Annotated in this window: 23 protein-coding genes and 3 tRNA genes; 10 read left to right on the forward strand and 16 right to left on the reverse strand. The window is 67.9% G+C overall.

Annotation, left to right across the window (positions count from 1 at the left end; genetic code table 11):
• Window positions 1-148 precede the first annotated feature (148 nt).
• From rplL to O3X23_RS33940, 7 genes are all read right to left on the reverse strand, one after another.
• A complete protein-coding gene (rplL, locus tag O3X23_RS33910; protein WP_269276336.1) occupies window positions 149-529 on the reverse strand; it encodes a 50S ribosomal protein L7/L12 in 381 nt (126 codons plus the stop codon).
• An 83-nt stretch (window positions 530-612) separates the two neighbouring features.
• Window positions 613-1,173 carry a 50S ribosomal protein L10 gene (rplJ, locus tag O3X23_RS33915; protein ID WP_269276337.1) on the reverse strand — a complete coding sequence of 187 codons (561 nt, stop codon included), beginning with the start codon at window positions 1,171-1,173 and terminating at the stop codon, window positions 613-615.
• Between the two features lie 430 nt (window positions 1,174-1,603).
• Window positions 1,604-2,326 (reverse strand): 50S ribosomal protein L1, encoded by a 723-nt coding sequence (rplA, locus tag O3X23_RS33920; protein ID WP_269276338.1) that lies wholly within the window; start codon window positions 2,324-2,326, stop codon window positions 1,604-1,606.
• 103 nt (window positions 2,327-2,429) lie between these two features.
• Window positions 2,430-2,864 carry a 50S ribosomal protein L11 gene (gene rplK / locus O3X23_RS33925; protein ID WP_138352882.1) on the reverse strand — a complete coding sequence of 145 codons (435 nt, stop codon included), beginning with the start codon at window positions 2,862-2,864 and terminating at the stop codon, window positions 2,430-2,432.
• A gap of 145 nt (window positions 2,865-3,009) precedes the next feature.
• The gene (nusG, locus tag O3X23_RS33930) at window positions 3,010-3,921 is read right to left on the reverse strand and encodes a transcription termination/antitermination protein NusG (RefSeq protein WP_269276339.1); all 912 of its coding nucleotides are present in this window, start codon (window positions 3,919-3,921) and stop codon (window positions 3,010-3,012) included.
• A gap of 71 nt (window positions 3,922-3,992) precedes the next feature.
• Window positions 3,993-4,271: a preprotein translocase subunit SecE gene (secE, locus tag O3X23_RS33935; RefSeq protein WP_269276340.1), complete on the reverse strand. Its 279-nt coding sequence runs from the start codon at window positions 4,269-4,271 to the stop codon at window positions 3,993-3,995.
• Window positions 4,272-4,368: 97 nt separating this feature from the next.
• Window positions 4,369-4,441, reverse strand: a tRNA-Trp gene (locus tag O3X23_RS33940).
• 181 nt (window positions 4,442-4,622) lie between these two features.
• On the opposite strand from O3X23_RS33940, the gene O3X23_RS33945 reads away from it, so the two are divergent.
• Window positions 4,623-5,861: a pyridoxal phosphate-dependent aminotransferase gene (locus O3X23_RS33945; protein ID WP_269276341.1), complete on the forward strand. Its 1,239-nt coding sequence runs from the start codon at window positions 4,623-4,625 to the stop codon at window positions 5,859-5,861.
• A gap of 125 nt (window positions 5,862-5,986) precedes the next feature.
• Window positions 5,987-7,006: an adenosine deaminase gene (locus tag O3X23_RS33950; RefSeq protein ID WP_269276342.1), complete on the forward strand. Its 1,020-nt coding sequence runs from the start codon at window positions 5,987-5,989 to the stop codon at window positions 7,004-7,006.
• A 116-nt stretch (window positions 7,007-7,122) separates the two neighbouring features.
• Here the strand turns inward: O3X23_RS33950 and O3X23_RS33955 are convergent, their stop codons facing one another.
• The 8 genes from O3X23_RS33955 to O3X23_RS33990 form a co-directional block, all read right to left on the reverse strand.
• Window positions 7,123-8,178: a UDP-N-acetylmuramate dehydrogenase gene (locus O3X23_RS33955; protein WP_269276343.1), complete on the reverse strand. Its 1,056-nt coding sequence runs from the start codon at window positions 8,176-8,178 to the stop codon at window positions 7,123-7,125.
• A 271-nt stretch (window positions 8,179-8,449) separates the two neighbouring features.
• On the reverse strand, window positions 8,450-9,907 hold the full coding sequence (locus tag O3X23_RS33960) for a DHA2 family efflux MFS transporter permease subunit (RefSeq protein ID WP_269276344.1): 1,458 nt from the start codon (window positions 9,905-9,907) through the stop codon (window positions 8,450-8,452).
• A 104-nt stretch (window positions 9,908-10,011) separates the two neighbouring features.
• A complete protein-coding gene (locus tag O3X23_RS33965; protein ID WP_331283980.1) occupies window positions 10,012-10,665 on the reverse strand; it encodes a TetR/AcrR family transcriptional regulator in 654 nt (217 codons plus the stop codon).
• 109 nt (window positions 10,666-10,774) lie between these two features.
• The gene (locus tag O3X23_RS33970; protein ID WP_269276345.1) at window positions 10,775-11,209 is read right to left on the reverse strand and encodes a MaoC family dehydratase; all 435 of its coding nucleotides are present in this window, start codon (window positions 11,207-11,209) and stop codon (window positions 10,775-10,777) included.
• Window positions 11,210-11,214: 5 nt separating this feature from the next.
• Window positions 11,215-11,667: a MaoC family dehydratase N-terminal domain-containing protein gene (locus tag O3X23_RS33975; RefSeq protein WP_269276346.1), complete on the reverse strand. Its 453-nt coding sequence runs from the start codon at window positions 11,665-11,667 to the stop codon at window positions 11,215-11,217.
• A gap of 210 nt (window positions 11,668-11,877) precedes the next feature.
• Entirely contained in the window at window positions 11,878-12,042 is a 165-nt protein-coding gene (gene rpmG, locus O3X23_RS33980) for a 50S ribosomal protein L33 (protein ID WP_004571794.1), read from the reverse strand.
• Window positions 12,043-12,135: 93 nt separating this feature from the next.
• Window positions 12,136-12,208, reverse strand: a tRNA-Met gene (locus tag O3X23_RS33985).
• Window positions 12,209-12,254: 46 nt separating this feature from the next.
• A tRNA-Thr gene (locus tag O3X23_RS33990) sits at window positions 12,255-12,327 on the reverse strand.
• Window positions 12,328-12,599: 272 nt separating this feature from the next.
• Between O3X23_RS33990 and O3X23_RS33995 the strand changes: the two genes are divergently transcribed.
• From O3X23_RS33995 to O3X23_RS34005, 3 genes are all read left to right on the forward strand, one after another.
• Window positions 12,600-13,871 (forward strand): amidohydrolase family protein, encoded by a 1,272-nt coding sequence (locus tag O3X23_RS33995; protein ID WP_269276347.1) that lies wholly within the window; start codon window positions 12,600-12,602, stop codon window positions 13,869-13,871.
• 111 nt (window positions 13,872-13,982) lie between these two features.
• Entirely contained in the window at window positions 13,983-14,645 is a 663-nt protein-coding gene (locus O3X23_RS34000) for an SDR family oxidoreductase (RefSeq protein WP_269276348.1), read from the forward strand.
• A 378-nt stretch (window positions 14,646-15,023) separates the two neighbouring features.
• Window positions 15,024-16,955, forward strand: a complete 1,932-nt coding sequence (locus tag O3X23_RS34005; RefSeq protein ID WP_269276349.1) for a hypothetical protein — start codon at window positions 15,024-15,026, stop codon at window positions 16,953-16,955.
• Between the two features lie 197 nt (window positions 16,956-17,152).
• On the opposite strand, the gene O3X23_RS34010 is transcribed toward O3X23_RS34005, so the two are convergent.
• The gene (locus O3X23_RS34010; protein ID WP_269276350.1) at window positions 17,153-17,983 is read right to left on the reverse strand and encodes a class I SAM-dependent methyltransferase; all 831 of its coding nucleotides are present in this window, start codon (window positions 17,981-17,983) and stop codon (window positions 17,153-17,155) included.
• Window positions 17,984-18,040: 57 nt separating this feature from the next.
• On the opposite strand from O3X23_RS34010, the gene O3X23_RS34015 reads away from it, so the two are divergent.
• The 5 genes from O3X23_RS34015 (at window position 18,041) to O3X23_RS34035 (ending at window position 21,413) form a co-directional block, all read left to right on the forward strand.
• Complete coding sequence (locus O3X23_RS34015; protein ID WP_269276351.1) at window positions 18,041-18,757, forward strand: GntR family transcriptional regulator; 717 nt, start codon at window positions 18,041-18,043, stop codon at window positions 18,755-18,757.
• Window positions 18,758-19,281: 524 nt separating this feature from the next.
• On the forward strand, window positions 19,282-19,749 hold the full coding sequence (locus tag O3X23_RS34020) for a transcriptional regulator (RefSeq protein WP_269276352.1): 468 nt from the start codon (window positions 19,282-19,284) through the stop codon (window positions 19,747-19,749).
• Between the two features lie 103 nt (window positions 19,750-19,852).
• Window positions 19,853-20,113 (forward strand): DUF6284 family protein, encoded by a 261-nt coding sequence (locus O3X23_RS34025; RefSeq protein WP_269276353.1) that lies wholly within the window; start codon window positions 19,853-19,855, stop codon window positions 20,111-20,113.
• A complete protein-coding gene (locus O3X23_RS34030) occupies window positions 20,110-20,406 on the forward strand; it encodes a DUF6303 family protein (protein ID WP_269276354.1) in 297 nt (98 codons plus the stop codon). The genes O3X23_RS34025 and O3X23_RS34030 overlap by 4 nt, the downstream gene beginning before the upstream one ends.
• The gene (locus O3X23_RS34035) at window positions 20,403-21,413 is read left to right on the forward strand and encodes a DUF2637 domain-containing protein (protein WP_269276357.1); all 1,011 of its coding nucleotides are present in this window, start codon (window positions 20,403-20,405) and stop codon (window positions 21,411-21,413) included. The genes O3X23_RS34030 and O3X23_RS34035 overlap by 4 nt, the downstream gene beginning before the upstream one ends.
• Window positions 21,414-21,570: the final 157 nt, after the last annotated feature.

Genomic DNA, 21,570 nt, shown 5'->3' on the forward strand with positions numbered 1-21,570 from the left:
CCGTGCGGCGCCCCCCGCCCGGCGGGGATGATCACCTTACCCCCGAGCGGCTACAGGCCCCCTGGGGGACCCGTGGAACGACCGAGGGCGGCCACCCTTACGGGTGGCCGCCCTGCGGCTGTTCAGCCCCTCGTGGAGGGGCTGGGAACTACTTGACCTCGACGGACGCGCCAGCGGCCTTGAGGGAGTCCGCGGCCTTCTCGGCAACGTCCTTGGCGACCTTCTCGAGGACCGACTTCGGAGCGCCGTCGACGAGGTCCTTGGCCTCCTTCAGACCCAGCGAGGTGAGCTCACGCACAACCTTGATGACCTGGATCTTCTTCTCGCCGGCACCGGTGAGGACGACGTCGAACTCGTCCTGCTCCTCGGGGGCGTCGGCGACGGCGGCAGCGCCACCGGCGGCGACGGCGACCGGGGCGGCAGCCTTGACGTCGAACTTCTCTTCGAACGCCTTGACGAACTCAGAGAGCTCGATGAGGGTCAGGGTCTCGAACTGCGCGAGCAGCTCTTCCTGGGACAGCTTCGCCATGATGGCGTCCTTCCACTATTCGGCAGGTGCCGGGTGTACATGAAGGCGGGCGTGAGGCGCCCGCTGCGACCAGGGGCGGAGGGTTACTCCGCCACCTCGGCCTCGGCGGGAGCCGGCGTACCGGCACCGCCCTGCTCGACCTTGGCGCGAAGCGCGTCCGCGGTGCGGACGAACTCCGTGAGCGGGGCCTGGAAAGTCGCCGCGGCCTTCGCCATCGACGCCTTGATGCCACCGGCCACCTTGGCGAGCAGAACCTCGCGGGACTCGAGGTCCGCGAGCTTCTTGATCTCATCAGCGGACAGCGCCTTACCGTCAAGGACACCGCCCTTGATGATGAGGTTGGGGTTGTCCTTGGCGAAGTCACGCAGACTCTTCGCCGACTCCACCGGGTCACCGGTGACGAAGGCAACCGCCGTCGGACCTGAGAACAGGTCGTCCAGCGTGCTGATCCCGGCCTCGTTGGCCGCGATCTTGGTCAGCGTGTTCTTCACCACGGCGTACTGAGCGTTCTCACCGAGCGAACGGCGCAGCGTCTTGAGCTGCGCCACGGTGAGACCGCGGTACTCGGTCAGCATTGCGGCATTGGAGCTGCGGAACTTGTCCGTCAGCTCGGCAACCGCAGCAGCCTTATCGGGCCTCGCCATGAGTCTCGGCCTCCTTCCGGGTGATTCGGACCGCACGGAAGGGGCTGGGCAACACGAACGCCCCGGCGCAGGCGCACGGGGCGTTACTCAACCAGAATGAATTCCAGGAGTTCTTCCACAGCAACCTGAGCGGGTCGTCCGCAGCTAGCGGATCCTTCGGCCGCCGCGCTCCTCAACGAGGGCACAGCAGCGACCAGCGGTCTTTGGCTTCTTCGGTAGCGTACGCGAACGGGTCGCGATCCGGCAAATCGCCTCACGGGCCGCTCAGCGGCCGCGTTCGGGCCCGAACGCCGACAGGGGCGCCAGCGGGTCCGGCCGGGCCGGACGGGGGCGTACAGGGCCGGGACAGCCGACAGGCCGGGCCCCGCTCCGAGAAGGGAGCGGGGCCCGGCCCGAGTCGCGTACGCGGCGCTGTCGGATCCGAGTCGGATCAGACGGCGGCCGGGTCCTCCTCGACGAGGAGGTTGCGGGTACGGCTCTGGTCCACGGGGATACCGGGGCCCATCGTCGTGCTGATGACGGCCTTCTTGATGTACCGGCCCTTGGAGGCGGACGGCTTCAGACGAAGGAGCTCGTCCAGGGCCGCGCCGTAGTTCTCGACCAGCTGCGCGTCATCGAACGACACCTTGCCGATGATGAAGTGCATGTTCGAGTGCTTGTCGACGCGGAACTCGATCTTGCCGCCCTTGATCTCGGTCACGGCCTTGGCCACGTCCGGGGTCACGGTGCCGGTCTTCGGGTTCGGCATCAGGCCACGGGGACCGAGCACGCGGCCGAGGCGGCCGACCTTGCCCATGAGGTCCGGGGTGGCGACGACGGCGTCGAAGTCGAGGCGGCCCTTGGCCACCTCGTCGATGAGCTCGTCGGAGCCGACGATGTCGGCACCGGCGGCACGCGCGGCCTCGGCACGGTCACCGGTCGCGAAGACCAGGACCCGGGCGGTCTTGCCGGTGCCGTGGGGGAGGTTCACGGTGCCGCGGACCATCTGGTCGGCCTTGCGCGGGTCCACACCCAGGCACATGGCGACCTCGACGGTCGAGTCGAACTTCGTCGCTGCGGTCTCCTTGGCGAGACGGACGGCCTCGAGCGGGGCGTAGAGCTTGTCCCGGTCGATCTTCGCGTCCGCAGCGCGGAGAGTCTTGCTGCGCTTCACTGCTGCTCCTCAATGGTGAGTGGAGTCGTGGTACGGACCGCGCGCGGCCCTTCCACAGACGTGCTTCGGGGTGGGCGTCGGCCCACCCCACTTTCTCGGGGCGTCAGCCCTCGACCGTGATGCCCATGGAACGGGCCGTGCCGGCGATGATCTTCGACGCGGCGTCCAGGTCGTTGGCGTTCAGGTCCGGCATCTTGACGGTGGCGATGTCACGCACCTGAGCGGCGGTGAGCTTCGCGACCTTCTTGACGTGCGGCTCGCCGGAGCCCTTCTCCACGCCCGCGGCCTTGAGGATCAGCTTCGCGGCCGGCGGAGTCTTGGTGATGAAGGTGAAGGAGCGGTCGTCGTAGACCGTGATCTCCACCGGCACGACCATGCCACGCTGCGACTCGGTCGCGGCGTTGTAGGCCTTGCAGAACTCCATGATGTTGACGCCGTGCTGGCCCAGTGCGGGGCCGACGGGCGGGGCGGGGTTGGCCGCGCCCGCGTTGATCTGGAGCTTGATAAGCCCCGTGATCTTCTTCTTCTTGGGAGGCATTGCTCTCTCCGGGTCCTAGTGAGAGTTGTTTCGCCTGCTAACAGGCATACCGCACCACGATAACGGGTATCGAGGCATGGCCTGAAACCAAACAGGTCAGACCAGCTGAAAAAGCCGGTCTGACCTGGTCGGACGTGTAAAAAACTCAGTTCTTCTGGATCTGGTCGAAGCTGAGCTCGACCGGGGTCTCGCGGCCGAAGATCTCGACGAGGCCCTTGATCTTCTTCGAATCCGGGTTGATCTCGTTGATCGTCGCCTGCAGCGTCGCGAACGGGCCGTCGGTGACGGTGACCGAGTCGCCGACCTCGAAGTCCAGTACCTGGACCTCGATCTTGCGGGCCGGACCCGTGCCGTCCGCCGCAGCGGCGGCCTCGGCGGCCGCCTCGACCTCGGGAGCGAGCATCTTGAGGATCTCGTCCAGCGTCAGCGGGTACGGGTCGTACGCGTTGCCCACGAAGCCGGTGACGCCGGGCGTGTTGCGGACGACGCCCCACGACTCGTTGGTCAGGTCCATACGGACGAGCACGTAGCCGGGAAGCTTGTTCTGCTTGACCGTCTTGCGCTCGCCGTTCTTGATCTGGGCTACTTCTTCCTGCGGCACTTCTGCCTGGTAGATGTAGTCCTCGACGTTCAGCGAGACGGCGCGCTGCTCCAGGTTGGACTTCACGCGGTTCTCGTAGCCGGCGTACGTGTGGATGACGTACCACTCGCCCGGAAGAGTGCGGAGTTCCTCGCGGAAGGCGGCGACGGGGTCGATCGGCTCGGGCTCCTCGACGGCCTCGGCGTCGTCCTCGGCCAGCTCGGCGTCGGCCTCGGCGAGTACGGCGTCGGCCTCTTCGTCGACAGCGGCGGCTTCAGTTTCGGGCTCGTCCTCGGCGTCCGCCGCGTCATCGGTCTCGTCGATGGCGTGGACGGCGGCCTGCTCGGCGGCTTCGCCCGCGGCTTCATCGGCAGCCTCGGCCTGGTCGATGTCGCCGTCGGCTGCCTCGACGATGTCGAGCGCAGTGTCGTCGCCCTCGACGGACTCGTCGGCGTCGTACACGTTCGGGTCAGACACGGTGACTGCTTCTTCCTGACTTCAAGGGGTGGAACATGCGGAAAGGCGCCCCAGGGGCGTCGTCCGCAGGATCATCCGAAGACGTACGAGACGAGCTTCGCGAAGCCAAAGTCAATCACGGACACCAGCCCGATGACGACGACAACGAAGACAATTACGACGCTCGTGTACGTCGTGAGGTCGCCACGCGTAGGCCAGACGACCTTGCGGAGCTCCGCGACGATCTGCCGGTAGAAGAGGCCGAGACGGGCCAGGGGGCCCTTCTTTCCGCGCTTACCGCCGCGGCGGGCCTTCTTGTCCTGGGATGCGTCAGGCTCAGGGACCTCGATGGAGTCCGTGATTTCAGTCACTCGTCTTCACCTGACTCCGGGTCGTGGCCATACCGCGCCCGTCGCGCGGTACGGCGAGTGCAATTACCTGCCCGCATCCTGGTGAGGACGCGTGTAGCAGGGCCGGAGGGACTTGAACCCCCAACCGCTGGTTTTGGAGACCAGTGCTCTACCAATTGAGCTACGACCCTTTGAAGACGCCCCTCAACGTACCGCAGTTCGCGAGAGGGCCATCGACGGATGAGTGTACGTGTTCACAGGCCGGTCGTCGAACGGCTCCGCCGCAGCCCCGCCGTCCACTCCGTAAACACGGGGGTGTCCACTCCGCAAACCGCGGTGCCGGGGCGGTACGCCGTCTGGGAGCATGCAGTCATGACCGCTGCCACTCCCCCCGTACAGTCCCCCTCCGGCCGACGGGTGTCGGCCCGCATCGGGTCGATCTCCGAGTCCGCGACACTCGCTGTGGACGCCAAGGCGAAGGCCCTCAAGGCCGCCGGGCGCCCGGTCATCGGCTTCGGTGCCGGCGAGCCGGACTTCCCGACCCCCGACTACATCGTCGAGGCCGCGGTGGAGGCGTGCCGCAACCCCAAGTTCCACCGCTACACCCCGGCCGGCGGGCTGCCGGAGCTCAAGGCCGCCATCGCCGCCAAGACGCTGCGCGACTCGGGCTACGAGGTCGACGCCTCCCAGGTGCTGGTCACCAACGGCGGCAAGCAGGCCATCTACGAGGCCTTCGCCGCGATCCTCGACCCGGGCGACGAAGTCATCGTCCCGGCGCCGTACTGGACCACCTACCCCGAGTCGATCCGCCTCGCGGGCGGCGTGCCCGTCGACGTCGTCGCGGACGAGACGACCGGCTACCGGGTCACGGTCGAGCAGCTGGAGGCGGCCCGCACCCCGCGCACCAAGGTCGTCCTGTTCGTCTCGCCGTCCAACCCGACGGGCGCCGTCTACAACGAGGCCGACGCCGAGGCGATCGGCCGCTGGGCCGTCGAGCACGGCCTGTGGGTGCTCACCGACGAGATCTACGAGCACCTCGTCTACGGCGACGCGACGTTCACCTCGCTGCCGGCGGTCCTCCCCGAGCTGCGCGACAAGTGCATCGTGGTCAACGGCGTCGCCAAGACGTACGCCATGACCGGCTGGCGCGTCGGGTGGATGATCGCCCCCAAGGACGTCATCAAGGCCGCGACGAACCTGCAGTCGCACGCCACCTCAAACGTCAGCAACGTCGCCCAGATCGCCGCGCTGGCCGCGGTCTCCGGGAACCTGGACGCGGTCGCCGAGATGCGGGTGGCCTTCGACCGGCGGCGGCAGACCATCGTGCGGATGCTGAACGAGATCGACGGTGTGGTGTGCCCCACTCCCGAAGGCGCGTTCTACGTCTACCCGTCGGTGAAGAAGCTGCTCGGCAAGGAGATCCGCGGCAAGCGCCCGCAGACCTCGGTCGAGCTCGCGGCCCTCGTCCTGGACGAGGTCGAGGTCGCCGTCGTTCCGGGCGAGGCCTTCGGCACCCCCGGCTACCTGCGGCTTTCCTACGCACTGGGTGACGAGGACCTGGTCGAGGGCGTCTCCCGGATCCAGAAGCTCTTCGGCGAGGCCCGCGACTGACCGCTCCGACCGCTCTCCTGTGACGGGCTCCCGGCTGCTGCCGGGGGCCCGTTCCTGCTTTCGGGCAAACCCCCGTTCGGTGAAAGCGGTACCGGACAGCGTCACCCGTACGGCAGGATCTTGGGATGGCACGTGATGTCCGTCTGCTCCCCAAGGCCCATCTCCATCTGCACTTCACCGGCTCCATGCGGTCCGAGACCCTGCTGGAGCTCGCGGACCTGCACGGTGTGCACCTCCCCGAGGCGCTGACCTCGGGCGAGCCGCCGAAACTGCGGGCCACCGACGAGCGGGGCTGGTTCCGCTTCCAGCGGCTCTACGACAGCGCGCGCTCATGTCTGCGCACCGCCGAGGACATCCAGCGGCTGGTCCACGAGGCCGCCGAGGAGGATGCCAGGGACGGCTCCGGGTGGCTGGAGATCCAGGTCGACCCGACGTCGTACGCGCCCCGGCTCGGCGGCCTCATCCCGACCATGGAGATCATCCTGGACGCGGTGGCGACCGCCTCCCGGGACACCGGGGTCGGGATGGCCGTCATCGTCGCCGCCAACCGCATGAAACACCCGCTCGACGCCCGCACCCTCGCCCGGCTCGCGGTGCGCTACGCCGACCAGGGCGTCGTCGGCTTCGGCCTGTCCAACGACGAGCGCCGCGGACTCGCCCGCGACTTCGACCGCGCCTTCGCCATCGCCCGTGAGGGCGGGCTGCTCGCCGCGCCGCACGGCGGTGAGCTCGCCGGCCCCAGCAGCGTCCGCGACTGCCTGGACGACCTGCACGCGGGGCGGGTGGGGCACGGCGTACGGGCCGCGGAGGACCCGCGGCTGCTGAGGAAGCTCGCCGAGCGGCAGATCACCTGCGAGGTCTGCCCGGCGTCCAACGTCGCGCTGGGCGTCTATGAGAAGCCGGAGGACGTGCCGCTGCGCACGCTCTTCGACGCGGGCGTGCCGATGGCGCTGGGCGCCGACGACCCGCTGCTCTTCGGCTCCCGGCTCGCCGCGCAGTACGAGATCGCCCGGGACTCGCACGCCTTCACCGACGAGGAACTGGCGGAACTGGCCCGGCAGTCGGTACGCGGCTCGGCGGCGCCCACGGAGGTGCGGGAGCGGCTGCTGTCCGGCATCGAGGACTGGCTGGCCCTGCCGGCCTGAGAGGCCGGCACGGCTGGACGGCGGCTTCACCGGCGGCCTGGTCACGAGCGCGCCTTTCACCGGCAGGCTTTTCACAGGCGGGCTTGTTGCAGCCGGGCGCTCTGCAGCCGGGCTCTCTACAGCCGGGCGCCGATCATGACCGGTTCGTTGACGAGCGTGACGCCGAAGGCGGCCCGCACTCCGTCGCGGACCTCGCGGGCGAGGGCCAGCAGATCGTCCGTCTTGGCCTGCCCGCGGTTGGTCAGCGCCAGGGTGTGCTTCCCGGAGATGCGGGCCGGGCCGTCCCCGTACCCCTTGGCGAAGCCGGCGCGGTCGATCAGCCAGGCCGCCGACGTCTTCCGCAGCCCGTCTCCCGCCGGGTAGGCGGGCGGTTCGGTGCCGGCGCCGAGCCGGTCGTGCACCCGGCCGACGAACTCCGCGAACTCCTGCTCCGTCAGGATCGGGTTGGTGAAGAACGAACCCGCCGACCAGGTGTCGTGGTCGGCCGCGTCGAGCACCATGCCCTTGCCCGCGCGCAGCTCCAGCACCGTCTTCCTGGCGGTGCTGACGGGGACCCGGTCACCGGCCTCCACGCCCAGGGCGCGCGCCATTTCCGCGTACTTGACCGGCGCCGACAGCCCGCCGGCGTCCTCGAGCCCGAACCGCACGCGCAGCACCACATAGCGCTCCGGGTCGGCCTTGAAGCGGCTGTCGCGGTAGGCGAAGCCGCAGTCGGCGGCGGGGATGGTCACCGTCTCCCGGTCGCGGCGGTCGTACGCGACGACCTCGGTGACCGTCGCCGACACGTCCTGCCCGTACGCCCCCACGTTCTGGATCGGCGTCGCCCCGGCGGATCCGGGGATCCCGGCCAGGCACTCGATGCCGGCCAGGCCCGCCTCGACGGTCCGGGCAACCGCGTCGCTCCACACCTCACCGGCGGCCAGTTCCAGCGCGGTGCCGTCGAGGGTGAACCCCGTGGTGGCGATGCGCAGCGCGGTGCCGTCGAATCCGGCGTCCCCGATGACGAGGTTGCTGCCGCCGCCGATCACCAGGAGCGGCGTGCCGGCGCGGTCCGCCTTGCGGACCACCTCGACGACTTCCGCGTCGGTGGTGGCCGTCACGAGGCGGGCGGCGGGGCCGCCGAGCCGGAAGGTCGTCAGGGGGGCGAGGGGGGTGTCATGGGTTACCTGCACGCCGTCCACCCTACGGGGACGCTCGGGTCTGCCTTCACGGTGGCGGCGTGCGCCCGGAGGGTGGGCCCGGCGGCGTCTGGTGCGTGCGATGGCAAGGCGGAGGGTCGCCCCGGTACTGGGTGTACCGGGGCGAGCCCGACAACTGGGGGCACCCCCAGCGGTAGCTGGGGGACAGCGTGCGTGCCAGGCGTCGCCGGGCAGGCGTCACTGTGAAGGCAGACCCGAGGGGGACCGGTGATCCGGTCCCCCTGAGGCGTCGCCCGGTCGCCGGTCAGGCGACCGGCTCCAGGATGCGCTGCGACTCGGCGTCGGCGGTGGCCGTCGCCCTGGGCCGCCTCGGGATGAGCACCGCGGCGACCGCCGCGAGGCCGACGGCGGCGGCACCGACCCACAGTGCGGGCACCAGGCCGTCCACGTAGCGGGTGGCGGACTCGTAGCCGCCCTGGGCGGAGAAGACGGAGGCGAGGATCGCGACGCCGAGGGCGCCGCCCAGCTCCCGCAGCGCGTTGTTGGCGCCGGAGGCGATGCCCTGTTCCTCGGCGCGGACGCTGGACATCACGACGTTGGCGGTGGGGCCGAAGTACATCGCCATCCCGATGCCGCTGACGATCAGCGCGGGCAGCTGGGCCGCGTAGGAGACGTCGGTGGTGACGACGAGGGCGAAGAGCCCGAGCCCGACGGCCTGCAGGGCCAGTCCGGTGGCGATGATCGGGCGGCCGCCGATGCGGTCGGAGAGGATGCCCGCGATGGGCGAAACGATCATCGGCATCGCCGTCCAGGGGAGCATCCGGACGCCGGCCTCCATGGGCGAGTAGCCGGACACGTTCTGCAGGAACTGGCTGAGCAGGAAGATCGAGCCGAACATGCCCAGGAACATCAGCAGGCTGGCGGCGTTCACCGCGCTGAAGGCGCGGTTGCGGAAGAGCCGCATCGGCAGGATGGGGTGCGCGGCACGGTTCTCGTAGACGACGAAGGCGGCTATGAGAACCGCTCCGCCGATCATGCCGGTGAGCACGACGGGGCTGGTCCAGCCGTCCGCGTTGCCGCGGATGAGGGCGTAGACGATGCCGAAGAGGCCGGCGCTGGCGAGGGCGGTGCCGGGGACGTCCAGCCGGGAGTTCGGGCCGCGGCTCTCGTTCAGGCGGAGCCGGGCGAGGGGCAGCAGGAGCAGTCCGATCGGCACGTTCAGCCAGAAGATCCACTGCCAGGAGAAGTGCTCGGTGAGGGTGCCGCCGATGAGCGGGCCGGTGGCGACGGCGAGACCGTTGACCGCGCTCCAGATCCCGAACGCCATGCCGCGGCGTTCCGGCGCGACGGTGGCGGAGAGCAGGGTGAGGGTCAGCGGCATCATGATCGCGGCGCCGACGCCCTGGGCGGCGCGGGCGGCGATCAGTTCGCCCATGCCGGGGGCGAGCGCGGCGGCGGCGGAGGCCGCGGTGAACAGGCCGAGACCGACGGTGAAGAGCTTGCGGCGGCCGAACCGGTCGCCGAGCGCCGCGCCGAACATCAGGAGGACCGCGAAGGTGAGGGTGTAGGCACTCACCGTCCATTCCAGGTCCTCGAGCGCTCCGCCGAGGTCCTGGCGGATGGAGGGCAGCGCGGTGGTGACGACGAGGTTGTCCAGGCTCGCCATGAAACCGGCGAGGCTGGTGATGATCAGGGCCCAAACGGCGGTGCCGCGCCGGACGCCCTTCTCCTGTCCTGCCTCTTGCTGCTGGTGCTCCTGCATGACCCCTCCCGGGGATTAGTAATCAGTCACTAACTTTTGCGGATACACGAGTGCGGGCCAGTCCTCGCCCGGTCACCGGGGGCCCGAGGGCCCGTTCCGGTGCGTCAGGGGGTCGGCTCTTCGATCGAATCTGCGGCCGAATCTGCGGCCGGGTGTCCAGTCGGGTGTTCAGCCGACTCTTCGGACGGCTTTGCGGGCGACTTGTCGGGCGACTCTTCGAACGGAAAGCCCAACCAGCAGCGGTTGTCCGAGGGGATCCCCAGCGACACCAGCGCGTTGATCAGCATCCCGGTCGAGAAGAACTTGTTCATCCACTCGTCGTCGAGACCGGTGCGGGCGCGCACGATGTCCCACATCGCGAGCCACCGGCGGCGGACCAGCTCGGCCACCTCGCCGTCGCCCGACGCCGCGGCGGCGACGTAGACCTGCATCTGCATGAGGAGGACATCGCGGTCCTCCTCGATCAGCTCGCTGTAGGCCTGCCCCATGGCCTCCAGCGCGTCCTCCCCCTCCAGGCCCTCCGCGGCCTGCTCGAAGGTGGCGATGGTGCGGTCGAAGCAGCGGTTCGCGGCGGCCTTGAACAGGGCCACCTTGGTGGGGAACAGCCGGAACAGATACGGCTGGGAGACCCCGACGCGGCGGGCGATCGCGTCCGTGGACGTACCGAAGTAACCACCCTTGGCGAACTCGGTCATCGCGGCACGGATGACGCTCTCGCGCCGGTCCTCCGCACTCATCCGCATGCTCGTCTTCGCCATGTTCTTAAGGTAGTGACCACTAACTAACTTCGTCAAGCGGTACGGCGGGGACTTCCGGAGAAGTCCCCGCCGTAAGCGCTCAGCCGCCGGCCGTCCGCTGGTTCGCGGCTCAGGCCAGCCGGACCACGGCGCGGGACAGGCCCAGCACCTTCTGGCCGGCCGCGGTGGCCACCAGGTCCACGCGGACCGTGCGCGCCTCGTCGTCCAGCTTGGCCGCGACCTTGGCCGAGACCTCGATCAGCGCGCCCTTGTCGTCGTCCGGGACGACGACAGGCTTGGTGAACCGCACGCCGTACTCGGCGACCGCACCCGGGTCGCCGACCCAGTCGGTGACCACGCGGATCGCGGCGGCCATCGTGAACATGCCGTGCGCGATGACGTCCGGCAGCCCGACCTCCTTCGCGAACCGCTCGTTCCAGTGGATCGGGTTGAAGTCACCGGACGCACCCGCGTACCGCACGAGCGTGGCGCGGCTCACAGGGAACGTCTGCGCCGGGAGCTCGGTGCCGACCTCGACCTCGTCGTAGGAGATCTTCGCTGCCATCCCGGTCACACCCCTTCCTGCGCGCGGGCCACGAGCATCGTGTACGCCGTCACCACGTGCTCGCCGTTCTCGTCGTGCACCTCGCCGCGGACCGACAGGACGTCGTTCCCCGCGAGGGACTTGATCGAGTCGATGTGCGAGACGACCGTGAGCCGGTCCCCCGCGCGCACCGGGCGCGAGTGGACGAACCGCTGGTCACCGTGGACCACCCGGCTGTAGTCCAGGCCCAACTCGGGGTCCTGCACGGCCAGGCCGGCCGCCTTGAACGTGATCGAGAACGCGAACGTCGGCGGCGCGATGACATCCGGATGCCCGAGCGCCCTGGCGGCGTCGGGATCGGTGTACGCGGGATTGAGATCGCCCACGGCTTCGGCGAACTCGCGGATCTTCTCCCGGCCCACCTCATAGGGGGCGGTGGGCGGATAGCTCCGCCCGACGAAGGACTGGTCCAGCGCCATCGATACCTCCGGCTACGGGATGCTGATCAGGACGGTGACCGTCGCGGTGGCGGGCACCGCGACGGTCATCATGATGCCGGTCACGGTGATGACGCCGACGTTCGGGGTGACGTTCGAGTTGATCATGCCTCTTTCGACGAAAGGGCGGATCAACGCCACGAGGCCGCCCCCAAGAATGGGGACGGCCTCGCAGTGTGTTACGGCCTGTTGTTAGCGCGTTTCGCGGTGCGCGGTGTGCGCGTTGCAGCGCGGGCAGTGCTTCTTCATCTCAAGACGGTCCGGGTCGTTACGCCGGTTCTTCTTGGTGATGTAGTTCCGCTCCTTGCACTCCACGCAGGCCAGCGTGATCTTCGGGCGGACGTCGGTGGCGGCCACGTGAGTGCTCCTTGACGAACGGATGGGTATATGAACACAACGAGAGTAGCCGATTGAAGGTCTAAACCCACAATCGACTACGACTACGCAGGGTAGCGGTGACCGGACTTGAACCGGTGACACAGCGATTATGAGCCGCTTGCTCTACCAACTGAGCTACACCGCTGCGATGAACTGACCCTCCGCCAAGCGGCGAGTGATCGATCCATCAGAGCCCCAATGCGGAATCGAACCGCAGACCTTCTCCTTACCATGGAGACGCTCTACCGACTGAGCTATTGGGGCGAGCGAGGAAGACATTACACGGTCCGAAGCCGAAGGTGAAATCCATATCTCACGACACACTTCGGGCCCATCCGCAGCTCTTCCGGAGCCGTTCCGACGCCCTTCGGGAACCCCTCGGACGGACCCCGAGCTCCCCGCGGGACATCCTCGATCGACCACGCCAGTACGACTATTGAACTCCTCCCGGACCCTGCGTGGGCTGCCCCATAGGCTCGGTCCGTCCCTGCGTGATCTTGCCTCCCGCCCGAGAGCCGCAGTACCGGAGGAGCGCGATGACCGAGAACCAACGCGGCACCGCCGCCGAGACCACCACGCTGCTGCTGTGCGGCGCCCATCTCACCGACGGCCGCACGGTCGACGTACGGCTGAGCGGCTCCCGCATCGAAGCCGTCGGCACCGCGGGCAGCCTCACCGCCGCCGCCGACCTCAAGGACGCCGACGGGACCCGCATCGACCTGCGCGGCTACCTCCTGCTGCCCGCGCCCGCCGAACCGCACGCCCACCTCGACGCCGCGCTCACCGCGGACGCGAGCGTCACGTCGGGGCCGCCCTCGTACGAGCCCGAGGATGTGCAGCGGCGCGTCACCGAGGCCGCGCTGCTCCAACTCGGCCACGGCGCCACGGCCATCCGCACCCACGTCAGGATCGGCGACATCCAGGGTCTCGGCACCCTCGCCGCCGTACTCCAGGCCCGCCGCGCGCTGCGCGGACTCGTCGATCTGCACGCCGTCGCCGTCCCCCGGCTGCTCACCGGCGTGGCCGGCGCCGACGGGCTCTCCGCGCTGCGCGACGCGCTCAAGATGGGCGCCGGCGTCGTCGGCGGCTGCCCCGACCTCGACCCGGACCCGAGCGGCTACGCCGAGGCCGTCCTCTCCGTCGCGGCCGAGTTCGGCCTCCCCGTGGACCTGCACACGCAGGGTGACGATCCGGCCCGGCTGGCCCGGCTCACCGCGATGGCCGGCGGATTGCGCCCCGGCGTCGTCATCGGCCCCTGCAACGGCCTCGCCCGCCTCCCGCAGGCCGCCGCCACCCGCGCCGCCGGCCAGCTCTCCGCGGCCGGCGTCTCCGTCGTCTGCCTGCCGCAGGGCGGCTGCAGCGCTCTGGAGTCCTCCCGGCGCGGCGCCTCGGGCCTGCTCACCCCGGTACGCGAACTGCGCACGGCCGGCGTGCGCGTAGCGGCCGGCAGCGGGTCGCTGCGCGACCTGGCCAACCCCGTCGGACGCGGCGACCCCCTGGAGGCCGCCTTCCTCCTCACCTCCTACGGAGAGTGCGGCGCGGCGGACGCCTACGACGCGATCAGCGGCCAGGCGCGGGCGGTCCTGGGGTTGCCGGAGGTCCGGGTGGAGGCGGGCTTCCCCGCCGAACTGCTCGCCGTACGCGGGGAACGCATCGAGGGGGTGCTCTCCCTCGCCTACAGCCGCATCGTCATCCACCGCGGCCGGGTGGTCTCCCGCACCAGTGCCGTCCGCGAGTACTGCGACTCGGCGACCACCGCCGCCCTCGACCTGCCCCGCCAGTCGCGCAGCGACGACGGCCTCGCCTGAGGCTTTCTGACGGCGTGTCCGCCGTCGGCGACCGGCTGATAAATCACTCGATGGTGAGCCGTTCAGGCCGTGCCCGCGCGCGGGACGCCCGGCGGGCGTAGCGTCGCCATCATGCGCATTGTGATCGCAGGTGGACATGGACAGATCGCGTTGCGGCTGGAGCGACTGCTCGCCGCACGCGGAGACGACGTGGCGGGGATCATCCGCAAACCCGAGCAGGCGGACGACCTGCGGGCGGCGGGCGCCGAGCCGATCGTCTGCGACCTGGAGTCGGCCTCCGTCGACGAGGTCGCGGTGGCCCTGCGCGGCGCGGACGCGGTCGTCTTCGCGGCGGGCGCGGGGCCGGGCAGCGGCCCGGAGCGCAAGAACTCCGTCGACCACGCCGCGGCCGTGCTCTTCGCCGACGCGGCCGAGCGGGCCGGGGCCCGTCGCTACATCATCGTCTCGTCGATGGGAGCGGGAGCCGACCCTGCCCCCGGCACCGACCCCGTCTTCGCCGAGTACCTGCGCGCCAAGACGGCGGCCGACGCGGACCTGAGCGCCCGCCAGGGCCTCGACTGGACCATCCTGCGCCCCGGCGCCCTCACCGACGACCCCGGCACCGGCCGCATCCGGCTGGCGGCCAGGACGGGCCGCGGCCCCATCCCCCGCGACGACGTGGCCGCCGCCCTCGCCGAACTCCTGGACACCCCGTCCACGGCAGGCCTCACCCTGGAGGCCATCGCCGGCCCCACCCCGATCCCGGTCGCGGTGAAGGACATCGCCGGCAACTGACCCCGAACAACGCAAACGGCCCCCGATCCGCGTTTCCGCAGATCGAGGGCCGTTCGTTAACACCGTGGCGGCGCCAGGGTTCGAACCTGGGTAGGCTGAGCCGGCAGATTTACAGACCGCGCCAGTGATCCGTTCTGAACTGGGCTCCTGGATCGCGTTGATGCCTTTGCCCCACGTCTGCCCCACAACCGACGATGCCGCAGCCCTCTCCCCCACGACTGCAGGGAGACAGGCCAGAGGTTGGACTGAGCTGCTCGCGCAAGAAAATCGCCTCCCCTGGTGTCCCCGGTACGGCAGACTCATCGAGCAACGATGCGTCATAAGCACAGCAGCCGAGTGGGTCACGGCTGATCGACCTATTCAGGAGGGCGGCGCCTGATGGATAGCGTTCCCAGCGGTGAGCGAACGGCAGAGCCCGTTGCGTTTTCATACAATCAAGAGCGAATCAGCGTTATTCGCGCGATTGTATCAAATGCACATAACGCCGCCACGAATTATCGCGAAATTGCTAGCATCATTTTCCAGGAAGAGGGACAAGAAGACCCGGCTATTCAAGCCGAGATTAGGGAAGTCGCCGCTACCTTCTACTACCGCCTCCGCCTACAGCGTGGCCCTGGTTCGAAGCCAGGCGCGACCCTGGAGCCTCTTAGCGAAACGGGAGATTCACATTACTTTCCGCGCCCCATCAAAGCGGTTGGACCGGAAGTCCTAAAGCTATGGGGCGAACTTCTGTCCGAAAACATTGAACCAGAAATCCAAGGACTTCTGGCAGACCTACTGTTTTCTGCGCGCCACCCTAAGCCGCATATCCACGCACGTAGGGCCGTGGAAGCTTACGTCGCTGCACAGGACGGAAATTTCGGCCAGCTCGACAAAAGCGCAATGTTGGTGCGAGCCTGGTCAATTCTTCGCTCACTTGGGCTAAAAGATCTTGAGCTTTCAGTCGAGACAGCCATGATGGGACTTGTCGAGAGCACGCTGAAAGCAGACGTATCGGCTCCGGGCACCGTACTTCCGATTCTTCGATGTCTCCTAGAAGGCCGACTCAGGGCAAAGAAGGAGGCGAAGCGGGCCGAAATTCCCGCCAAGGCGATTGATTACCTGTTCTCCGCACTTGACCTATACAAGACGGATCACCTCTCCATGCAGCTCGCCTACATGGCACGTGACTGTCTAAACGACAAGGCGCTGACAGATCTCGCGCTTCGCAAAGCCGCAGCAAATCTACTCGAAGCAGCCGAGCAGGAAACCAACGGACACCTGAAGGCGCACTGGTTGGAACAAGCCGCCAAATTCGCGCGCAGGTTTCACCTCGACGACATCCAAAGCGAGTGTGTAAGGCAGCTGCAAGCGGTTGATCCAGCGACATTTCAATGGATGACTATCAGGGCCGGGGGCGTCTCACCAGTTCGCCCTAGTGACATCGAATCATACCTGCAAATTTTCGATCAGCCTCACCTAATCAGCGCACTTATCCAATTCTTTAATACTCCATCTCCAACGGGATCGCGAAAGGTGAATGAGAAGATAGCAAAGAACGTTATTAGTAATTCATTGACCCACAAGATAATGGGAATGTCAACCTACGGCGCGCATGGGCTGCCCCAAAAGTCTTACAGCACAGATAACGAAAAGCTACAGTATGAAATCAATGGCGTTGAAGTAATAGGCATGGCAAGGCAGGGAAACATTCTTTCGGCAGCTTTGGGCCGGATGGCAGAGACGCACGTAATCCCCCAAACAGGTGATCTTGCTGCGTGGTTCGTGGAAGAATACGGGTCAGATCCTGGGCTATGCATGTCACTCGCAGAGAGTCTGTCGCTCTTCTGGGGAGGCAACTACGTTTCTTGTGCCCAGTTGGCCATGCCCAGAATTGAAGCAGCTATCCGATCGCTCTTGTTGCTGCTCAATGAACCCATCTATCGCGTCGAAGAGGATAAATCACTAGGTCAATTCCCGGGTCTAGGCACCATGCTTCCACTCCTCGACAAGCACGGTTTCGATCCCGACTGGTCTTCCTTTATCCGCGCTCTACTCTTGACGCCGGGACGCAACCTTCGCAACCTGGGGGCGCACGGATTCCTGCAAGACGTTGACAAGCAGACCGCTGCGCTAGTAATTCGCGCGCTGTCATTGGTGGCACTGCTGGCTCCCGAGGAAACTAGTAAAAAGGCATGCGACCATGAGGCGATCAGAGAATCTCTGGCTTTCCCCACAGGAGGAAACCGTCTTACCTTCTCCGATCGCCTACTTCTCAAAGTTTCGTCACGGTTGAACGCAATACTCTCCGTGCGCTCGGGAAGATCGTGACATGAGGGGCAAAGACTCGACGCGGTCAGGTGCGCTCGCGGTGCCGACGCCTCATCTTCGAACCTGTGCGCGGCCGGATCTGTTCGGCGCGTGCCACCCTACTGAAACCCTTCGTTGGTGGTCCATGCGTCCAGACGAAGCAGCAAACGGCTTCCCGCGAAATACGCGGACGGCCCCTGCACGGCAGCGTCTGCCCATCAGTGTCCCCCTCCGGCGATCGCTGCGGGAGCCCTCCCCACGGCAAGTAGGTGTGAGCTGGCGGCGAGGAGTTCCGGGTATTTCTCTGCCATGCGCGCCGCCGCCATGGCAGAGGCGATCAGGTCGTCCGTGGGCCCCTCGCCCGGCTGTTGCTCGGCTGCCTTAACAAGCGCCCACGCGGGCCCCTCGATTCCGAAGACCTGAACGTCCGTCAGCCCAGAGGCCGCCAACTCAGCCGCCAACTCTTCTGCGCGGTGGAAGTACGCCAGGGCGAACCCTCGGGCCCCGTCGTAGACGGCCGTCTCCAGAATCCTGGAGACGGAGTCATGCATCCGCTCGGTATGCAGGTGGGCGTACGTGACGTGCTCAAAGAGTGATGCGTAGCGGTTGATGGCCGCTGCGGCTACCAGGCCGCCCGGCTTCACTACGCGGACGGCCTCCGCCAGTGCCTTACTGCGATCACCGGGGTCCGGCAGGTGGTAGAGCGGTCCAAGCAGCTGCACGACATCGAAGCTGCTGTCCGGCTCTCGCAGATCGCGTGCGTCCCCCAGAAACGCCGGGCACACAGCCGACGCGCTCTCGACGTGGCGGGGCACTGGATCTACCAGAGTGACGTCGTAGCCATCCTTCACCAGCCATTCGGCATGGATCCCCGTCCCCCCGCCCACGTCGAGCACGCGCGCTGGAGCTGGGGGCATGAAGCGTCGGAGGAGTTCCTGAGTCCGGACCAGCTCCATACGTCCGTCTGCCGAGTCACGCAGGCGGCTGTCCTCGTTCCCTGTCTCGCCGTAGTACCGCATCACGGAGGGAGCCAATTCGAGATTCGACATGGTCGCAGTATCGTGTGTACCGGTGGACCAGTCCAGTGCGCGTAGAAGGGAAAACCCATGGCCGTTCTGAAGTACGAAGAGATCGCTGAGTCTCTGCGCGCCCGCATCGCCGCTGGTGAGTTCGCTCCTGGGGAGACGATCCCATCCGGCCGCGAACTGGCGGACCAGTGGGACGTGTCACGGGCTACGGCCATCAAGGCCGTGGATGTACTGCGCAATGACGGGGTGGTCGTCGCCAAACAGGGCACCGGCTTCGTCGTCACGGAGACACCCGTGGCACGCCCCGCCGGCGCCCGCCGGGCAGGGTCCGCGCGCATCATGGGCGGGATGCCGTTCGTGCGCGTCGGTACACCCGACTGGGCGGAGCCTCCCCCTCGTGTCGCCGTTGTGCTCGGACTTTCCCCCGGGGTGCAGGCGCTCCGGCGCACCCGCATCCTCCAGCTTCCGGACGGATCACCGAATAGCTGCGTAGAGGCGTGGTTCCCTCCGGAGATCGCCGAAGCGGCACCACGCCTCGCAGACACAGCCCCCATCGCCGAAGGCACCACGCGCTATGTCCGTCGACAGACTGGACGGTTCCCGGTCGAGGGAGTGGATGTCACTACAGTGCGCCTCGCCACGGAGGTGGAGGCGGACCGCTTGGGGGTCGCCCCATCCGCCCCGGTCGCCGTACTCCTGCACACGGCGTACGACCAGGAAGGTCGTCCGCTGGTCTGTGAGGAGGGCGTCACGCCCTCCTCACTTTTCGAGCAGGTGGACACCTACGCGATGTAGGTAGGCCACCAAACGAAGCTGGACCGGTCCGCCGGTCCAGCTTTTTTGATGCCCCGTCAGGGTCTTTGACCTGCAATTTCTCGGAGTAGAACCTCTCAACTCCAAATTCAGTACTTGACTGGACCGGTCCACCGGTCCAGTCTCTTGGTGTGGCCATCGCCAGTCCGGAACTTTCGGAGGGGCTGATCGCGTCACGCACAACTCCACAGCGTGATCCACCGCAGTACGACGGCCGTGAGGGCTCCGGCCGGGGCGAGTGGAGACCAGCCGATCGAGAACGGGCCCCCGTCACAACCGGGCCCAACACCCCATAGGGGGACACGCCATCGGCTCTAAAGAACCGCATGGCTCAACCTTCGTCGTGCTGACCCTCGGGATATCGGATCTCTCCGAGACGAACGACGCCATGCGCAGCGAGATCCGCCATCACCGCTTCACCGCCCCGGCGTTTCGCCGTGAGGGCGCGGGATCGAATCCCGCCCGGGGCTCTCCACGTTTGCCGACACCGAATCGGAGTTCGCCGCATGAGCGCTGCCACGTTCGCCGCCGTTTTCATCGCCCTGTACGTCGCTCACAGCGTGGGTGATCACTGGGTGCAGACCTCGCACCAGTCGCTGACCAAGGGCAAGCCCGGGTGGGTCGGCCTCTTGGCCGATGCCCGGCACATCACCACCCTGACCGCGACCAAGGTCGCGTTACTGCTGCCGGCCGCTGCCGTGCTGGGGCTGCACCTGTCGGCCCTGGGGCTGGTCGTCGGCCTGGGGGTCGACGCGGTGTCGCATGGCTGGGCGGACCGCCGTTCCACGCTGGCGTGGCTGGCCAGGGTCACCGGTAAGGCGCAGTTCTACCAGCTCGGCACCGACACCGTGCACGCCACGACGGCCGCCGACGGGATCACCGGCAAGCACATCGGGACCGGCGCCTACGCGCTGGACCAGAGCTTTCACCACTTCTGGCTGCTAATCGCGGCGCTCGTCATCGCCGCTGTCTGACCGACCGCTTGATTGCCATCTCACCCTTACGGCGCGCGGCCCCGGTGCTCGAACACCGGGGCCGCTGTTCGGGCCGTCCACCTCTGGAAGGACACACGACCCAATGGACTACATCGTTACTGTTCAGGACGCTGTTACCGCGTTCGCCGACTTCATGGAGCCGACGGACGCCGAGCTGGACGCGATCGAGCGGGAGATGCCGGTCATCCTGGCCGGCGTCGAGCTGCTGGACGCGCAGATCATCAGCATGGACCGCACCCCGACCGAGCTGGACACCCGGCGCATCCGCCGGGCCCGCCGCCGCCTGCTCGCCGCGCTGGTGGCGGACCAGGCCACGGACGCGCACCGGGGCGGTACGGCGTGAGCGAGCAGCAGGCCGTGCGGGAGTTCACCGCGCAGATGTCCGTCCGCGCCGGTCGCTGGCGCCTGTACGTGGCGCTGATGAACACCACCGACGCGTGGCCCGAGCACCGGTTCGGCCGCTCGGTCCCGACGTTCACGGACCGTTCAAGCGCGCTGCGGGCGCTCGGCTTCGAGCCGGTGCCGGGCGCTGAGTGGACGTGGACCGAGGACAGCGAGACCCCCGACAACCCCGCATCCCCGGCCGTGCTGATCGCCGCGATCCGGGTCCGTTCATGGCCGGGGGTGGGCGCGTGAACGCCGTTCAGATCCGTTCAGCCGAGCGCGCCCTGTCGGCCGGCACGTGGCTGATTGTGGCGGGCGCGATGCTCTACTCGATCTTGACCGTCACCCCGCTTGCCGCCGAGCACACCCCCGACAAGTGGGACTGGACCGCACCCATCCTTCCTCTCGTCGTGGATGCCGCCGTGGTCATCGTGGTCCGGCTGGACGCGGTGATTGCCCGGCTCGGGGGCAGCGGCGGACCGTGGCCCATCGTGCTGCGGTGGATGACCGGCTGCATGACCCTCGCGCTCAACGTCGCCGACTCGGCGTTGAACAACGACCTGGTGGGCGTGGCTGTGCACGCGGTCGCGCCGCTGCTGCTGATCGTCACGGCCGAGACCGGTCTGGCCTACCGGCGCGCGATCACCGCCGCCGTCCTCGCACTGGACACCAAGGAGCAGGCCGAGCGGGAAGCGCGCGAGCGCGCCGCCACCCAGCGGCGTGAGGAGAGCGCCCGGCGGGCTCGCGAGGAACGCGAGCACACGGCGGCGCTGGCTCGTGAACAGCGTGAGCATGAAGCCCGCATGTCCCGTGAACAGGCCGAGCGGGAGGCTGCCGCCCGGCGCGAGGAACAAGAGCGCCAGCAGGCTCGGGAGGCAGCCGAGCGGGCCGAGCGTGAACGCTCGGAGCGCGAGCGTGAACAGCGTGAGCGGGAGCGTGAACGCCGTGAACACGAGGCCGCTGAGCGCAGGGAGCGCGAGCGCACCGAGCGCCTGGAGCGCGAGCGCCGTGAGCAGGCCGAGCAGCAGGAGCGGGCCGCGCAAGAGCGCGCCGCGCTGCTGTCCGCTGGCCCGTGCACGGACAAGCTGCCCGAGGACGATGCCCGCGCGATCGTGGCCGCCGCCCAGGCAGAGGGCATGTCGGTGCGGACCGCAGCCGAACTGTGCGGCTGGTCGGTGGGCTGGGTCTCGACCCGGTACGCCGAACTGCGCGAGTCCGTCAACGGCGTACCCGTTGATCTCTCTACGACCGGCCGCTGATGAGTACCGCGTCGGCCGGTGGATCTCTCGCAACTGGAGTTCACGCGGGTTCCTTCGCGATGTGCCTGCCGATTGAGGTGCAAGTGGGGAGGTAGGAGCCCTCCTATCAGGCTTGATTGGTACGCGTGAGATGTTCGCAGTAACTGGCACATTCTGC

This window comes from Streptomyces sp. H39-S7, assembly GCF_027158205.1.
Taxonomy (GTDB): Bacteria; Actinomycetota; Actinomycetes; order Streptomycetales; family Streptomycetaceae; genus Actinacidiphila.

Bases quoted from the DNA above. Each gene is read 5' to 3' on its own strand.
- rplL (WP_269276336.1), bottom strand. From the start codon at position 529: ATGGCGAAGCTGTCCCAGGAAGAGCTGCTCGCGCAGTTCGAGACCCTG.
- rplJ (WP_269276337.1), bottom strand. From the start codon at position 1,173: ATGGCGAGGCCCGATAAGGCTGCTGCGGTTGCCGAGCTGACGGACAAG.
- rplK (WP_138352882.1), bottom strand. From the start codon at position 2,864: ATGCCTCCCAAGAAGAAGAAGATCACGGGGCTTATCAAGCTCCAGATC.
- O3X23_RS33945 (WP_269276341.1), top strand. From the start codon at position 4,623: ATGACCGCTGCCACTCCCCCCGTACAGTCCCCCTCCGGCCGACGGGTG.
- O3X23_RS33950 (WP_269276342.1), top strand. From the start codon at position 5,987: ATGGCACGTGATGTCCGTCTGCTCCCCAAGGCCCATCTCCATCTGCAC.
- O3X23_RS33960 (WP_269276344.1), bottom strand. From the start codon at position 9,907: ATGCAGGAGCACCAGCAGCAAGAGGCAGGACAGGAGAAGGGCGTCCGG.
- O3X23_RS33965 (WP_331283980.1), bottom strand. From the start codon at position 10,665: ATGGCGAAGACGAGCATGCGGATGAGTGCGGAGGACCGGCGCGAGAGC.
- O3X23_RS33970 (WP_269276345.1), bottom strand. From the start codon at position 11,209: ATGGCAGCGAAGATCTCCTACGACGAGGTCGAGGTCGGCACCGAGCTC.
- O3X23_RS33975 (WP_269276346.1), bottom strand. From the start codon at position 11,667: ATGGCGCTGGACCAGTCCTTCGTCGGGCGGAGCTATCCGCCCACCGCC.
- O3X23_RS33995 (WP_269276347.1), top strand. From the start codon at position 12,600: ATGACCGAGAACCAACGCGGCACCGCCGCCGAGACCACCACGCTGCTG.
- O3X23_RS34000 (WP_269276348.1), top strand. From the start codon at position 13,983: ATGCGCATTGTGATCGCAGGTGGACATGGACAGATCGCGTTGCGGCTG.
- O3X23_RS34005 (WP_269276349.1), top strand. From the start codon at position 15,024: ATGGATAGCGTTCCCAGCGGTGAGCGAACGGCAGAGCCCGTTGCGTTT.
- O3X23_RS34010 (WP_269276350.1), bottom strand. From the start codon at position 17,983: ATGTCGAATCTCGAATTGGCTCCCTCCGTGATGCGGTACTACGGCGAG.
- O3X23_RS34015 (WP_269276351.1), top strand. From the start codon at position 18,041: ATGGCCGTTCTGAAGTACGAAGAGATCGCTGAGTCTCTGCGCGCCCGC.
- O3X23_RS34020 (WP_269276352.1), top strand. From the start codon at position 19,282: ATGAGCGCTGCCACGTTCGCCGCCGTTTTCATCGCCCTGTACGTCGCT.
- O3X23_RS34025 (WP_269276353.1), top strand. From the start codon at position 19,853: ATGGACTACATCGTTACTGTTCAGGACGCTGTTACCGCGTTCGCCGAC.